Origin of the sequence: Streptomyces sp. NBC_01381 (assembly GCF_026340305.1) — a bacterium.
In the GTDB taxonomy this organism is placed as follows: Bacteria; Actinomycetota; Actinomycetes; order Streptomycetales; family Streptomycetaceae; genus Streptomyces.
Genome location: NZ_JAPEPI010000001.1, coordinates 3,020,224 through 3,035,477, shown reverse-complemented (window position 1 = coordinate 3,035,477; position 15,254 = coordinate 3,020,224). Strand labels below are relative to the sequence as shown.

Below are 15,254 nucleotides of genomic sequence, written 5' to 3'. Positions count from 1 at the left end.
CGACGACGCTGCCACGTGCCCTCCTCCGGGTGCCGGGCGCCCCCGGACCACAGGGGTCCGCGTCAGGCGCTCGCGCCGAGTTCGCGGACCGCGTCCGCGAACGCGTCACCACGCTTGTTGTAGTTGGTGAACATGTCCATCGACGCACAGGCCGGAGCCATCAGTACGGTGTCCCCCGGCTCGGCGAGCCGTGCCGCCTGCCGTACCGCCTCGGACATCGCCCCAGTGTCGGTCCGGTCGAGGTCGACGACCGGGACCTCGGGCGCGTGTCGCGCGAGGGCTTCGCGGATCAGCGCGCGGTCGGCGCCGATCAGGACGACCCCCCGAAGTCGCTTGGCCGACTTGGTGACCAGCTCGTCGAAGGTGGCGCCCTTGGCGAGCCCGCCCGCGATCCAGACGATCGATTCGTACGCGGCCAACGAGGCTTCGGCGGCGTGGGTGTTGGTGGCCTTGGAGTCGTCGACGTACGCCACTTCGGCCACGTCCGCGACGTGCTCGATGCGGTGGGCGTCCGGACGGAAGGCGCGCAGACCGTCGCGCACGGCCGTCGCCGGAACGCCGTAGGCGCGCGCGAGAGCCGCCGCGGCCAGGGCGTTGGCGATGTTGTGCGGCGCGGGCGGCTTGACGTCGGAGATCTCGGCGAGCTCCTGGGCCTGCTTCTGGCGGTCCGGCACGAAGGCACGGTCGACCAGGATGCCGTCCACGACGCCCAGTTGCGAGGGGGCGGGCGCGTTCAGCGTGAAACCGATGGCGCGGCAGCCCTCTTCGACGTCGGCCTCGCGGACCAGGTCCTCGGTGGCCTTGTCCGCCACGTTGTAGACGCAGGCGACCTGATTGCCCTCGTAGATGCGGCCCTTGTCGGCGGCGTACGCCTCCATGGAGCCGTGCCAGTCGAGGTGGTCGGGCGCGAGGTTCAGGACGGTCGCGGAGTGAGCGCGCAGCGAGGGCGCCCAGTGCAGCTGGTAGCTGGAGAGCTCGACGGCGAGCACGTCGTACGCGTCGTCGCCCTCCAGGACCACGTCCACGATCGGCGTCCCGATGTTGCCGACCGCGGCCGTGCGCAGGCCGGCCGCCGTCAGGATCGAGGCCAGCATCTGCGTGGTCGTGGTCTTGCCGTTGGTGCCCGTGATGCCGAGCCAGGGCGCGGCGTCCGGGCCGCGAAGCCGCCAGGCGATCTCGACGTCGCCCACGACGTCGACACCCGCAGCCGCGGCGGCCGCGAAGAGCGGGCTGTCCGGCTTCCAGCCGGGCGAGGTGACGACCAGGTCGGTGCCGTCGGGCAGCATGGCCGCGTCGTCCAGGCGTACGGCGATGCCCTCGCCCTCCAGCGCGGCGGCGCGCTCACGGTGGCTCTCCGACGAGCCGCCGTCCACGACGGTCACCGAGGCGCCGAGGCCGGCCAGGGCGCGGGCGGCGCTGACGCCGCTCACGCCGAGCCCCGCGACGGTGACGTTCCTGCCCTGCCAGCTGGTCACTTCTTGGCTGCCCATCCTGCGTAGAAGAGGCCGAGACCGACGATCACGCACATGCCCTGGATGATCCAGAAGCGGACCACCACAAGGACTTCGGACCACCCCTTGAGTTCGAAGTGGTGCTGCAGTGGCGCCATCTTGAAGACCCGCTTGCCGGTCATCTTGAAGGAGCCGACCTGGATCACGACGGACATGGTGATCAGGACGAACAGGCCGCCGAGGAGCGCGATGAGCAGCTCGGTGCGCGAGCAGATCGCGAGGCCGGCGAGCGCGCCGCCCAGGGCGAGCGAGCCGGTGTCGCCCATGAAGATCTTGGCGGGCGAGGTGTTCCACCACAGGAAGCCGAAGCAGGCACCCATAAGGGCGGAGGCCACGACCGCCAGGTCAAGTGGGTCTCTGACCTCGAAACAGGCCTGCGGGTTGGTCAGCGTGACCGCGTTGGCGCAGGACTCCTGGTACTGCCAGACACCGATGAAGGTGTACGCGCCGAAGACCATCACGGAGGCGCCGGTGGCGAGGCCGTCGAGGCCGTCGGTGAGGTTCACGCCGTTCGACATCGCGAGGATCATGAACAGCGCCCAGACCACGAAGAGCACCGGGCCGATCGACCAGCCGAAGTCCGTGACGAACGACAGCTTGGTGGAGGCCGGGGTCTGGTTGCGGTTGTCCGGCCAGTTCAGCGCGAGCACGGCGAAGCCGATGCCGACGATCAGCTGGCCGAGCATCTTCGCCTTGGCGCGCAGGCCGAGCGAACGCTGCTTGACGATCTTGATGTAGTCGTCGAGGAAGCCGACGAGGCCCATGCCCGCCATCAGGAAGAGCACCAGGACGCCGGAGAGGGTCATCTCCGAGCCCGTGATGATCTTCGTGAGGAAGTACGCGATGAGCGTGGCCAGGATGAAGGCGATACCACCCATGGTCGGCGTACCGCGCTTGCTGTGGTGCTCGCGCGGGCCGTCGTCCCGGATGAACTGGCCATAGCCCTTGCGGGCCAGGAACTTGATCAGGAGCGGGGTTCCGACCAGGGTCAGGAAGAGCCCGATCACACCCGCGAAGAGGATCTGCCTCATCGGCCGGCGACCTGCCCCTCAGAAGACGCGGCGTCATCGAGCAGCGCCGTGGCGACCCGCTCGAGACCGACCGATCTGGAAGCCTTCACCAGCACGACGTCCCCTGGGCGCAGCTCGCTGCGCAGCAGGTCGATCGCCGCCTGTGCGTCGGACACGTGCACCGACTCCTCACCCCACGAACCCTCGTTGTATGCGCCCAGTTGGAGCCAGGACGCTTCCCTGCCCCCGACTGCCACGAGCTTGCTCACGTTCAGCCGGACAGCGAGCCGTCCGACCGCGTCGTGTTCGGCGAGCCCCTCGTCACCGAGCTCGGCCATGTGACCGAGCACCGCCCACGTACGACGTCCCTTGCCCATGGCCACGAGCGCGCGCAGGGCGGCTCGCATGGACTCGGGGTTCGCGTTGTAGGCGTCGTTGACGACCGTCACGCCGTCCGGGCGCTCGGTGACCTCCATCCGCCAGCGGGACAGCGTGCCCGCATCGGAGAGCGCGCGGGCGATCTCGTCTGCGGACATGCCCAGCTCATGGGCGACGGCGGCCGCGGCAAGCGCGTTCGACACGTGGTGCTCACCGTACAGCCGCAAGGTCACGTCGCTGCACCCGGAGGGTGTGTGCAGCGTAAAGGCGGGCTGTCCGATCGTAGTGAGCCGGACATTTTCGGCGCGTACGTCGGCGTCGGCGGCCTCTCCGAAGAGCAGGACGCGGGCCTTCGTGCGCGAAGCCATGGCGCGGACGAGCGGGTCGTCGGCGTTGAGGACTGCGGTGCCGTCGGCGGGGAGGCTCTCGACGAGTTCACCCTTCGCCTCTGCGATCTGCTCGCGTCCGCCGAACTCGCCGATGTGGGCGGTGCCGACGTTGAGGACGAGGCCGATCTTCGGCGGGGTGAGGCCGGTGAGGTAGCGGATGTGGCCGATGCCGCGGGCACCCATCTCCAGGACGAGGAACTTCGTCTCGTCGGTGGCGCTCAGCGCGGTCAGCGGAAGCCCGATCTCGTTGTTGAGCGAGCCCGGCGTCCAGACCGTGGGCGCCTTGCTGCGAAGCACCTGGGCGAGCAGGTCCTTGGAGCTGGTCTTGCCGACGGAGCCGGTCAGCGCCACGAGGGTCGCGCCGAGCCGCTCCACGACGTGCCGCGCAAGGGCGCCGAGCGCGGTCTGTACGTCGTCGACGACGATGGCGGGTACGCCGACGGGGCGCGAGGCGAGGACTGCCGCCGCGCCCGCTTCGACCACCGCGGCCGCGTAGTCGTGGCCGTCGACGCGCTCGCCGACGAAGGCGACGAAGAGGCTGCCGGGCTCCACTTCACGGGAGTCCCTGACGACCGGTCCGGTGACCTGGACGGACGGATCCGGTATGTCGTACGTCTGCCCGCCGACGACTTCTGCGATCTCGGCGAGGGAGAGGGCGATCACAAATTCATCCCTGGGTTTGCTGGATAGCTTCGCGAAGCACCTGGCGGTCGTCGAAGGGACGTACCACCCCGGCGATGTCCTGTCCCTGCTCGTGGCCCTTGCCCGCGACGAGCACCGTGTCGCCCGGTTCGGCCCGGGCGACGGCCGCGCGGATGGCGGCGGCGCGGTCCTCGAAGACGGCGACCTCGCCGCGCTCGTGGGCCGGCACGTCGGCGGCGCCCGCGAGCATCGTGGCGAGGATCGCGAGGGGGTCCTCGCCGCGGGGATTGTCGGAGGTCAGTACGGCGGTGTCGGCGAGGCGGGCCGCGGCCGCGCCCATCGGCATCCGCTTGGTCTTGTCGCGGTCGCCGCCGCAGCCGAGCACGATGTGCAGCTTGTTCTCGGTGACCTTGCGCAGCGCGCGCAGGACCGATTCGACGGCGTCCGTCTTGTGGGCGTAGTCGACGACCGCCAGGTAGTCCTGGCCCGCGTCGATGCGCTCCAGGCGGCCGGGGACGCCCGGCACCGCGGCGACACCGTCGGCGGCCTGCTGGGGGTCGATCCCGGCGACGGCGAGGGAGACGATCGCGGAGAGCGTGTTGGCGACGTTGAACGGTCCCGCCAGCGGGGATTTCGCGGTGATCCGCTCCCCCTGCGGGCCGACCGCGACGAACGTGGAGTCGAACGGCGTGACCTCGACGTCCTCCGCGCGCCAGTCGGCGTCGGGGTGCCCCTCGGCGGAGAACGTCGTGACAGGGACCTCGGACTCGCCGATGAGCCGACGCCCGTACTCGTCGTCGAAGTTGACCACTGCGACCTTGGAGCGCTCCTTGGTGAAGAGCTGCGCCTTGGCCTGGAAGTAGTCCTCCATGTCGGAGTGGAACTCCATGTGCTCCGGGCTGAGGTTGTTGAAGACGGCGACGTCGAAGACGCAGCCGTCCACCCGGCCGAGCACAAGCGCGTGCGAGGAGACCTCCATGGCGACCGCCTCGACGCCGCGCTCGCGCATCACCGCGAACAGCGCCTGGAGATCGGTGGCTTCAGGGGTCGTACGCTCCGACTTGATCCGCTCGTCGCCGATGCGCATCTCGACCGTGCCGATCAGGCCGGTCGACCGGACGCCCTTGAGACCGCCCTCGACGAGGTACGCCGTCGTGGTCTTGCCGGACGTGCCGGTGATGCCGATCTGCAGCAGATCGCGTCCTGGATGGCCGTACACCGTGGCCGCGAGCTCGCCCATGACGCCGCGCGGGTTGTCGACGACCAGGACCGGCAGGCCCGTGGCGGCCGCGCGTTCGGCGCCCGTCGGGTCGGTGAGGATCGCGGCGGCGCCGAGGTCGGCGGCCTGGGCGACGAAGTCCGCGCCGTGCAGCCGGGCACCCGGCAGTGCGGCGTAGATGTCGCCGGGCCGGACCGCGCGGGAGTCGTGCGTGATGCCGCTGACCTCCCCCGCGCCGGGGGCGGCGACGCCCAGCTGATCGGCGATCCGGGCGAGCGGCGTCGCGTCGACCTGGACCGGCCGTGGCGGTCCCGGATATGTCACGGGAACGCCCTTCTGGGTGGTTTGGGACTGATCAGCGTGTGGCACGGCGGTGAGCGTACCGGGCGCACCCGCCTCGGGGCGAAGCGGGCGGTGCGGCGGGGGCTGGTTCCCCGGCTTCGGAGTGATCGTTGTCACGGGTTTGTCCTGGTGGGGCTCAGAGGTGGTCGGCTCGGGGCCGGTCGGCTCAGGGTTAGAAGGTGACGGGCAGTCGGGCCGCGCCCTTGCCGGTGGGCGGCACCTGGAGGGTCTTCAGGGCGAACTGCATGACTTCCTTGTAGATGGGGCCGCAGATCTGGCCGCCGAAGTAGCTGCCCTTGGTGGCGTTCTGGATCGCGCAGTAGACGGTGACGCGCGGCTTGTCGGCGGGCGCGAAACCGGCGAACGACGAGGTGTAGCCCTTGTAGCGGCCGGTCTCGGGGTCGACCCGGTTGGCCGTACCGGTCTTGCCCGCGACCCGGTAGCCCGGGATGCGCGCCTTGGTGCCGGTGCCCTCTTCGTCGTCGACGACGGACTCCAGCATCTGCGCCACCGTCTTCGCGGTCTTCTCGCTCACCACGCGGGTCTTCTTGGGCTTGGGCGCGGGCGTGAAGCGGCCGTCGGGGCCCTTGGTGCCGCGCACCAGGGTCGGCTCGACGCGTACGCCGTCGTTGGCGATCGTCGAGTAGACGGAGGCCGCCTGCATCGCGTTGATCGAGACACCCTGGCCGAACGGGATCGTGTACTGCTGCGAGGTGGACCACTTGTCGGCCGGGGCGAGGATGCCGGACGTCTCGCCCGGGAAGCCGAGCCCGGTCTCCTTGCCGATGCCGAACTTGCGCAGATACGAGTAGAGGACCTCGTTGGCCTCCCGCTGCGTCTTGCCCAGCTCGCCGGTGGCCAGGATCGTGCCGATGTTGGAGGACTTGGCGAGCACACCGTTGAGCGTCAAATTCCAGGTCGGGTGGTCGACGTCGTCCTGGAAGAGCCTGTCGCCGCGGTGCAGCCGGTTGGGAACCGTCACATGGGTGCCGGGCGTGGCCGCGTTCTCCTCCAGGACCGCCGCCATCGACATGACCTTGGCGGTGGAGCCCGGCTCGAACGCGTCCTGGAGCGCGGCATTGCCCATCGCCGTGCCGTCGGCCTGCGAGAGGTCGTTCGGGTCGAAGCCCGGGGAGTTGGCCATCGCGAGGATCTCGCCGGTCCGGTTGTCCTGCACCATCACATAGCCGCGGTCCGCCTGGGACTTCTCGACCTGCTCGGCGATGGCGTTCTGCGCGGCCCACTGGATGTCGCGGTCGATGGTCAGCTCGACATCGGATCCGGGCACGGCGGGCGTCTCCGTGGAGCCCGCGGTCGGCACCTGACGGCCGCCGGACTGGGCGTAGCGGATCTTGCCGTCCTTGCCCGCGAGATCCTTGTTCAGCTGCTGTTCGAGGCCGCCCGCGCCCTTGCCGTCGGCGTTGACCCAGCCCAGTATCCCGGCGGCCAGGGTGTCGTTCGGGTACACGCGCTTGCTGCTGGGGTCCTGGAAGATGCCCGCGAGGACGTTCTTGGTGGTCTTGTCGGTGCGGGCCTTCTCGGCGAGCGCGCCGCGCAACTCCTTGATCTGCTTCCAGGCCTGCGGGGTCTGCCGGCGGGCCAGCAGGACGTAGCGCGTGTTCCGCTTCTCCAACTGCTTGGTGAGTTCGGCGGCGTCCTTGTCGAGGATCGGGGCGAGGAGCGCGGCCGCCTGCTCCGGCGCGTCCTTGATGCCCATCTCCTTCGCCGTGAACATCGTGGGGTCGGCCGTGATGTCGTACGCGTCGACACTCGCCGCCAGTTCGACACCGCTCCGGTCGGTGATGCCGCCCCGCTCGGCGGCCAGGACGTGGCTGAAGTAGCGGTTCTTCTCGGCCTTGGCGGTGTACGCGCTGGCGTCGACCGCCTGCACCTGGAGAAGGCGTACGACGAAGGCCAGCATCACAAGGGTCAGGCCGAGGCTCACCATGCGCAGGCGGGGTCGCGGGCTGCCGAGCCGGATCGTGCGGGCCTTGGGCGCGGCGGGGCGCGGGCGGCGGGCGGCCGGGCGGGCGCCTTGCGAGCCCCGTCCCGGACTGCGCTGGGCGCCGGGGCGCGAGGGCCTCGCGGGGCCCGGCACCCTGCGCCGCGGGGGTTGGCGGTCCGTCACTTACGTCACCTGCCGGAGGTCGTGGGGCCGGGCTTCGCGGAGGGGGTGGGGGCCGCCGGAGGCGACGAGGGCACGGGTGGGACCGGGATCGAGACCGAGGGAGCCGGGGAGGCCACCTCCTGGGGGCGCAGCTCGGGCAGCAGCTGCGCCGATGGCCTCACGGCGGCCCCCGGGACGCCACGGATGGTGCCGTCGGGGTTCAGGAAGGCCGGGTCGCCGCCGGGGACCATGCCGAGCTCACGGGCGCGCCGCTGGAGGGCGTCGGGGGCCGAGTAGGCGTCCACGTCCCGCTGGAGCTCCTGCTCCTGGTCGGTGAGCTCCGTCGTCTCCTTCTTGAGCTCGCTCAGCTGGAACGAGCCTTCGTTGAGCGAGGAGTTCAGGATCAGGAGCGTGATCAGGCCACCGCCGAGCAGCAGCACGACGAGCAGCACGAAGGGCGTACGGGCGGCCTGGCTCGGCCCCGACGGAAGCAGCTTCGCGAGCCGCGCGGCCCGCCCCCGCAGTTCGGGCTTCTTGCTCATGGGGCCTCCTCAGGAGTCATGGGGCCTCTTCAGGCGACCCGCTCACGGGGCCTCCTCGCGGATGCGCTGCGCACCCCGCAGCCGCGCCGGGGCCGCCCGGCGGTTCTCGGCGACCTCTTCCTCGGTGGGGAGCTCCGCGCCGCGTGTGAGCAGCTTGAGCCGGGGCTGGTAGCGCTCGGGGACGACGGGCAGACCGGGCGGCGCTGTGGTCGCGGCGCCGGCCGCGAACACCTGCTTGACCAGCCGGTCCTCCAGCGAGTGGTACGACAGGACGGCGATCCGGCCGCCGACGGCGAGCGCCTGCACGGCCGCAGGGACGGCCGACTCCAGGACGCTCAGCTCGCCGTTGACCTCGATGCGCAGGGCCTGGAAGGTGCGCTTGGCGGGGTTGCCGCCGGTGCGCTTGGCGGCCTGCGGCAGGGAGTCGCGGATCAGCTCGACGAGCCGTGCGCTGTTGCTGAACGGCTCCTTCTCGCGCTCACGCACGATGGCGCCGACGATCCGCTTGGCCTGCTTCTCCTCGCCGTACTGGCGCAGGATCCGCACCAGTTCGCCGGGGGCGTACGTGTTGAGCACCTCGGCCGCGCTGATGCCGGTCGTCTGGTCCATGCGCATGTCGAGGGGCGCGTCCTGGGCGTACGCGAATCCCCGGTCCGCCTCGTCGAGTTGCATCGAGGAGACGCCGAGGTCGAAGAGGACGCCCTGCACCTTCGGGATGCCCAGGCGGTCGAGCACATCGGGCAGTTCGTCGTAGACCGCGTGCACCAGCGTGGCCCGGTCGCCGAAGGGGGCGAGCCGCTCTCCGGAGAGGCGCAGTGCCTCCTTGTCGCGGTCGAGGGCGACGAGGCGGGCCGAGGGGAACGTGGAAAGGAGCGCCTCGCTGTGGCCGCCGAGGCCGAGGGTGCAGTCGACGACGACCGCGCCCGGCTCGGCGAGCGCGGGGGCCAACATGTCCAGGCACCGCTGGAGCATCACCGGGACGTGTCGGCTGTTGTCGCTCAAGGGGCCCTCTCAGGTCCGGCGCGGCGTTCGCACGCACTGCCGGGTCCCCGCCCGCTCCGTGAAGGGGAATGGCCCGCTGGCGCCGGGGAAGTGGCGTCAGCCGACCGGGAGCGGGAGGAGGCCGAGCCGTACGTACGCGCCGCGCACGTGGGGGGATTCGGGGAATCCCCGGGGTGAACAAGTCCAGCGGGGAACAGGTCACGTCTCCCACTTCGCGTCACTTTAGTCCACCCTGTCGCCCGGTCAATCAACTGGCCTGCGCGTCGCGGGCGGGCCTTTCGAGGAACCGGACATCCGCCGTCATCACCCGTTCGGACGTAGCCGCATTACTCCTGTGGGTTACCTCACAACAAGACTCATTGACGTTCTTTGTCCCTTCTCACAGCGGGCCCGAGCGATCAGTGACGACTACGGTCATAGCTATGTCGACTTCCGCATCCCCTACGGGCCACTCCCCCGCAGCGCCGATCGGTGACATAGCCACCGGCGGCACCGTCACGGACCGTCTCGTCGAGGCGAACCACCAGTACGCCGAAGGTTTCACCGATCCGGGCATGGACGCCCGCCCCGTCCTGCACGTCGCGGTCGTCGCCTGTATGGACGCCCGCCTCGACCTCCACGACGCGCTCGGCCTCGAGCTGGGCGACTGCCACACCATCCGCAACGCGGGCGGCGTGGTCACCGACGACGTCATCCGCTCCCTGACCATCAGCCAGCGGGCCCTGGGCACCAAGAGCGTCGTCCTCGTCCACCACACCGGCTGCGGCCTGGAGAGCCTCACCGAGGACTTCCGCCACGAGATCGAGCTGGAGGTCGGCCAGCGCCCCGCCTGGGCGGTGGAGGCCTTCCGCGATGTCGACCAGGACGTACGGCAGTCCATGCAGCGTGTGCGGACCTCACCGTTCCTGCTGCACACGGACGATGTACGGGGATTCGTCTTCGATGTGACCACCGGCCTGCTGCGGGAGATCGACCCTGCGTAACCGGATCTGCCGGGCGTCGCCGCCGCCGCTGCGGCGCCCAAAAGACCGTAAGACCCGACATACCGCCGCCAGTTATCCACAGGCGAGTGACACAACCCGGTACGCCCAACAAGAATGCGGTGTGGGACATCGCGCTGAACCATTCACGCGTGGTGTCCGTTATTCGGGGTGGGCCGGGCCGCACACACATGCGTCGGCCCGGAGAACGTGTCCGAGGAGGGCCGGGTGACGACCTATGACGATCGAGCGAGCCTCACAGATCTGACCACCACAGCGGAGAGTGTCCGCAGGTCGGTGGAGGGTGTGATCGAGGGCAAGCCAGAGGTCGTACGGCTTTCGCTGACCGTGCTCCTCGCCGAGGGGCACTTGCTGATCGAGGATGTACCGGGCGTGGGCAAGACCATGCTCGCCAAGGCGCTGGCGCGGTCCATCGACTGCTCGGTGCGCCGCATCCAGTTCACGCCTGATCTGCTGCCGTCGGACATCACTGGTGTGTCCATTTTCGACCAGCAGCGCCGGGACTTCGAGTTCAAGCCCGGCGCGATCTTCGCGCAGATCGTGATCGGCGACGAGATCAACCGTGCGTCTCCGAAGACGCAGTCCGCGCTCCTGGAATCCATGGAGGAGCGCCAGGTCACCATCGACGGGCAGACCTATGAACTGCCGAGCCCCTTCATGGTGGTGGCGACGCAGAACCCCGTCGAGATGGAGGGGACCTATCCGCTGCCCGAGGCGCAGCGCGACCGCTTCATGGCGCGCGTCTCGATCGGCTATCCGAACGCGGAGGCCGAGCTGCAGATGCTGGACGTGCACGGCGGCGTATCGCCGCTGGACGACCTCCAGCCGGTGGCGCACGCGCACGACATCGTGAAGCTCATCGACGCGGTCCGGAAGGTCCATGTCGCCGACGCCGTGCGGAGGTACGCGGTCGATCTGGTCTCCGCGACCCGCAACCACCCGGAGCTGAGACTCGGCGCCTCACCGCGCGCGACGCTGCACCTGGTGCGGGCGGCCAAGGCCTCCGCGGCGCTCAGCGGCCGTGAGTTCGCCCTGCCGGACGATGTGCAGGCGCTGGCCGTCGCGGTGCTCGCGCACCGGCTGCTGCCCACGGCACAGGCCCAGTTGAACCGGCGTACGGCCGAGTCGGTCGTCCTGGAGATACTCCAGCGGACGCCGGTCCCGGCCGCCGCCCAGCCGAACAGCGGCTTCTTCGGTCAGCAGCCGCCCGGCGCACGGAGGCTGTGATGGCGGCCGGGGGGCCGCAGCCGGCGCAGGCCGAGGAGGGCAAGGGCGGCATTCGGACCGCGCTCGCGGGGCTGACCACGCGCGGGCGTTCGTTCCTGGCGGCCGGGATCGCCGCGGCCGTCTGCGCGTACGTCCTGGGGCAGAGCGATCTGCTCCGGGTCGGCCTGCTGCTCGCGGTGCTCCCGCTGGTGTGCGCGACGGTGCTTTACCGCACCCGCTATCGCGTGGCGGGCAGCCGCAGGCTCTCCCCCGCGCGCGTGCCCGCCAGCTCGGAGGCCCGCGTCCATCTGCGGATGGACAACGTCTCGCGGCTTCCCACGGGGCTCCTCATGCTCCAGGACCGGGTGCCGTACGTCCTGGGGCCGCGGCCCCGGTTCGTGCTCGACCGGGTGGAGGCGGGGGGCCGCCGCGAGGTGTCCTACCGGGTCCGCTCGGACCTGCGGGGGCGCTATCCGCTCGGTCCGCTGCAGCTGCGTCTGACGGACCCCTTCGGGATGTGCGAGCTGACCCGCTCCTTCTCGACGTACGACACCTTGACGGTGATCCCGCGGGTGGAAGCGCTGCCTCCGGTGCGGCTCACCGGCGAGGCCAAGGGGTACGGCGACGGGCGGCACCGTTCACTGGCGCTCGCCGGCGAGGACGACGTGATCCCGCGCGGCTACCGCCACGGCGACGACCTGCGCCGCGTCCACTGGCGCTCCACGGCTCGCTACGGCGAGTTGATGGTGCGCCGCGAGGAGCAGCCGCAGCGGGCCCGCTGCACGGTGCTCCTGGACACCCGGGCGCTCGCCTTCCGGGGCGCGGGTCCCGACTCGGCCTTCGAGTGGGCGGTGTCGGGCACCGCGTCCGCGCTTGTGCACATGCTCGAACGGGGCTTCTCCGTAAGGCTGCTGACCGACACCGGCAACTCGGTGCCCGGCGAGGGCGCGGACGGTTTCGCGGGCGCGAGCCAGGAGTCGGCGGACGCCGCCGGACTGATGATGGACACCCTCGCCGTGGTCGACCACTCGGACGGCGCGGGGCTCTCGCGCGCGTACGACGTGCTGCGCGGTGGCAACGAAGGGCTGCTGATCGCCTTCCTCGGCGACCTGGACGAGGAGCAGGCCACGGTGGCCGCCAAGATGCGCCAGCGCAGTGGCGCCGCCGTCGCCTTCGTCCTGGACAGCACGGCCTGGGCGCAGGGCCCTGGCGGCGCTCCTACGGGCCCCGGAGAGGAGCGCCTTCGGATGCTCCGCGAGGCGGGCTGGACGGCCGTGGCGGTGCCTCCGGGGGCCGGTCTGGCGGACCTGTGGCGCCAGGCGGACCACCTGCGGGCGACCGCGGGCCCGGCTCCGACGGCGGGGACGACGGGGGGCTGGGCATGACCCAGCGCGCCCGGAACACACGTACGACAACGGGGGGACGCTCATGAGTGGGCGCGCACGACTGGCGCTCAGTGCCACGGCGGCCACGCTGATGGCGTCGGGGGCGCTGATTCCGCTCGTCGATCCGGCGACGTGGTTCGTCCAGGCGGCGATCCTGCTCGCGCTGCAGAGCGGCGTGGGCGCGCTCACCCGGCGGGTGCCGCTGGCCCGGCCGGTCACGGTCGCGGTGCAGGCCCTGGTGACACTGCTCCTGCTGACCCTGGTGTTCGCCCGCGAGCAGGCGATCGCCGGGGTGCTTCCCGGGCCCGACGTGTTCCGGGAGTTCGGTCTGCTGCTGCAGGCGGGCGGCGACGACGTCGGGCAGTACGCGATCCCCGCTCCGCTCAGCGACGGCATCCGGCTGATGCTGGTCGGCGGCGTCCTGGTGATCGGCCTCGCGGTGGACGCCCTCGCGGTGACCTTCCGTACGGCGGCGCCCGCGGGGCTTCCGCTGCTCGCGCTGTACTCGGTCGCGGCGGGCCTCTCCGGAGACGGCGCGGGATGGCTGTGGTTCCTGCTCGCGGCCGCCGGATATCTGCTGCTGCTCCTCGCGGAGGGCCGGGACCGGCTCTCCCAGTGGGGGCGCGTCTTCGGGGGCGCGGCGCGCGGTCCCGGCCGGATCTCGGGGGGCCTGGAGAGCGACACCGGTGCGGTCGCCCCGATCCGCACCGGGCGGCGCATCGGCGCGGTCGCGCTGGGCATCGCCCTGGTGGTGCCGATCGGCCTGCCCGCACTGGACGGCGGTCTTCTCGACGGCTCCGGCGGCCCCGGCGGCTCGGGTTCCGGCGGTGGCGGCACGATCTCCGCGGTGAATCCGCTGGTCGCGCTCCAGGACAGCCTGAACGAGCCGGACGACCGCGAGGTCATCTCGTACAAGACGAACGCCGAGTCGACCGAGAACCTCTATCTGCGGATCGTCTCGCTCGACCAGTTCGACGGGACGACGTGGAAGACCACCGTCCGGCGCATCCAGGACGTGCCGTCGCGGCTCGACGATCCGCCGGGGCTCTCCCCCGACGTGCCGAGGACGGAGATCCAGACCAACATCTCGGCCGCCGACAGCTACGCGCAGAACTGGCTGCCGATGCCCTACCCGGCGAGCGAGGTCGACATCAGCGGCCGCTGGCGGTACGAGCCGGTGGGGCGCGCCCTCGTCGGTGACCGCGGGCAGACGACGCGTGGTGCGCAGTACGAGGTCAAGAGCCTGGTCGTGAACCCGACGGCCGCGCAGCTCGCCGACGCGCCCGAGGCGCCCGAGGCCCTGCGGCGCGAGTTCACCAAGGTGCCCGACTCGCTGCCCCCGGTGGTGTCGACGGAGGCGCGCAAGATCACCCAGGGTGCGTCGAACGACTACGAGAAGGCGGTCAAGCTCCAGGACTACTTCGCGTCGGAGGGCGGCTTCACCTACAACACGCAGGTGCGTGCGGGCAGCGGCCCGGCGGCGATCGCCCGCTTCCTGGAGCAGAAGGAGGGCTTCTGCGTCCACTTCTCGTTCGCCATGGCGTCGATGGCGCGGACGCTGGGCATCCCGGCGCGCGTCGCGGTGGGCTTCACGCCCGGCGCGGCCCAGGCCGACGGATCGATGTCGGTCGGCCTGCGGGACGCGCACGCCTGGCCCGAGCTGTACTTCGAGGGCGTGGGCTGGACCCGCTTCGAGCCGACGCCGAACCGTGGCACGGTGCCGGACTACACCCGCTCGGACACCCCGTCCGACGATGCGAGCGACCCCGCGGCGCCGGAGCCGACGCAGTCCACCGCGCCGTCCAGTGAGCCCTCGGCGTCCGCGAGCTGCCCGGCCGACCAGCAGAAGCAGGGCGGCTGCGCGAGCACGGCGCCGGCGATCGCGGGCGGTTCGGGCGGCGACGGGCCACCGCTCGGCATGATCCTTGCTGTGACGCTGGGGGCGCTGGTGGCCGTCGCGGTGCCGCTGCTTCCGATGCTGTGGCGCAAGCGGATCCGGGCGGTGCGCCTGGGGTCGCCGGGCCGGACTGCCGAGGAGGCGTCCGCGCGGACGCTTGCCGCCTGGCTCGAAGTGACCGACACGGCCTGGGACCACGGCATCACGCCGGACGAGTCGCAGACCCCGCGCAAGGCGGCGGCCCGGATCGTCCGCGTCGGACAGCTGGGCGCGGCGCCCGCGGAGTCCGTCCATCGCCTCGCGGCGGCGGTCGAGCAGGTTCTCTACGCGCCGCGGCCCCAGCCGACGGCCGGCCTGGCCGACGACGTCCATCGCGTACGGGACGGGCTGCGGGCCACGTCGAGCCGCCCGGCCCGGCTGCGGGCGACGCTCGCGCCGCGTTCGGCCGCCCGGGTGGTGTGGGCCGTCTCCGAGCGCTGGGCGACGGTCAGGACCCGGTGGGCCGAGCGGGTGGCCAAGCGCTGGGCCGCGCTGCGCAGGCCGTCACGGCCGTCCCAGCAGGAGGGCTGAGGGCCCCTGCGGGGGCGCTTGAGCGATGTGTAAGGGGTGACCGCCCAGGGCGG

General features: G+C 71.3%; 11 protein-coding genes. 4 read left to right on the top strand and 7 right to left on the bottom strand.

All coding sequences use genetic code 11. The features are described 5' to 3' along the window. Nucleotides 1–62: 62 nt before the first annotated feature. From murD to rsmH, 7 genes are read right to left on the bottom strand one after another with little or no spacing between them, the layout of a single operon-like run. On the bottom strand, nucleotides 63–1,490 hold the full coding sequence (gene murD, locus OG453_RS14275; protein WP_266867967.1) for a UDP-N-acetylmuramoyl-L-alanine--D-glutamate ligase: 1,428 nt from the start codon (nucleotides 1,488–1,490) through the stop codon (nucleotides 63–65). Beyond that, nucleotides 1,472–2,542, bottom strand: a complete 1,071-nt coding sequence (gene mraY, locus OG453_RS14270) for a phospho-N-acetylmuramoyl-pentapeptide-transferase (RefSeq protein ID WP_266867965.1) — start codon at nucleotides 2,540–2,542, stop codon at nucleotides 1,472–1,474. Before mraY ends, murD begins: the two co-directional genes overlap by 19 nt. Then, complete coding sequence (murF, locus tag OG453_RS14265; protein ID WP_266867963.1) at nucleotides 2,539–3,951, bottom strand: UDP-N-acetylmuramoyl-tripeptide--D-alanyl-D-alanine ligase; 1,413 nt, start codon at nucleotides 3,949–3,951, stop codon at nucleotides 2,539–2,541. The genes mraY and murF overlap by 4 nt, the downstream gene beginning before the upstream one ends. Before the next feature lie 4 nt (nucleotides 3,952–3,955). Next, nucleotides 3,956–5,608: a UDP-N-acetylmuramoyl-L-alanyl-D-glutamate--2,6-diaminopimelate ligase gene (locus OG453_RS14260; protein WP_266867961.1), complete on the bottom strand. Its 1,653-nt coding sequence runs from the start codon at nucleotides 5,606–5,608 to the stop codon at nucleotides 3,956–3,958. 55 nt (nucleotides 5,609–5,663) lie between these two features. After that, nucleotides 5,664–7,619, bottom strand: coding sequence for a penicillin-binding protein 2 (locus OG453_RS14255; protein ID WP_266867959.1), 1,956 nt, complete (start codon nucleotides 7,617–7,619; stop codon nucleotides 5,664–5,666). 5 nt (nucleotides 7,620–7,624) lie between these two features. Next, nucleotides 7,625–8,140, bottom strand: a complete 516-nt coding sequence (locus tag OG453_RS14250; RefSeq protein ID WP_266867957.1) for a septum formation initiator family protein — start codon at nucleotides 8,138–8,140, stop codon at nucleotides 7,625–7,627. Nucleotides 8,141–8,182: 42 nt separating this feature from the next. After that, nucleotides 8,183–9,142 carry a 16S rRNA (cytosine(1402)-N(4))-methyltransferase RsmH gene (rsmH, locus tag OG453_RS14245; protein WP_266867955.1) on the bottom strand — a complete coding sequence of 320 codons (960 nt, stop codon included), beginning with the start codon at nucleotides 9,140–9,142 and terminating at the stop codon, nucleotides 8,183–8,185. Nucleotides 9,143–9,501: 359 nt separating this feature from the next. Here rsmH and OG453_RS14240 point away from each other — a divergent pair, with 359 nt between their 5' ends. The 4 genes from OG453_RS14240 to OG453_RS14225 all read left to right on the top strand — a co-directional run bounded on the left by OG453_RS14240 (nucleotide 9,502) and on the right by OG453_RS14225 (nucleotide 15,201). Beyond that, entirely contained in the window at nucleotides 9,502–10,125 is a 624-nt protein-coding gene (locus tag OG453_RS14240; protein ID WP_266867953.1) for a carbonic anhydrase, read from the top strand. Between the two features lie 225 nt (nucleotides 10,126–10,350). Beyond that, the gene (locus OG453_RS14235) at nucleotides 10,351–11,370 is read left to right on the top strand and encodes a MoxR family ATPase (RefSeq protein ID WP_266867951.1); all 1,020 of its coding nucleotides are present in this window, start codon (nucleotides 10,351–10,353) and stop codon (nucleotides 11,368–11,370) included. Then, entirely contained in the window at nucleotides 11,370–12,734 is a 1,365-nt protein-coding gene (locus OG453_RS14230; RefSeq protein ID WP_266867949.1) for a DUF58 domain-containing protein, read from the top strand. The genes OG453_RS14235 and OG453_RS14230 overlap by 1 nt, the downstream gene beginning before the upstream one ends. Nucleotides 12,735–12,777: 43 nt before the next feature. Next, on the top strand, nucleotides 12,778–15,201 hold the full coding sequence (locus OG453_RS14225; RefSeq protein WP_266867947.1) for a DUF3488 and transglutaminase-like domain-containing protein: 2,424 nt from the start codon (nucleotides 12,778–12,780) through the stop codon (nucleotides 15,199–15,201). The last annotated feature ends 53 nt before the right edge of the window (nucleotides 15,202–15,254 follow it).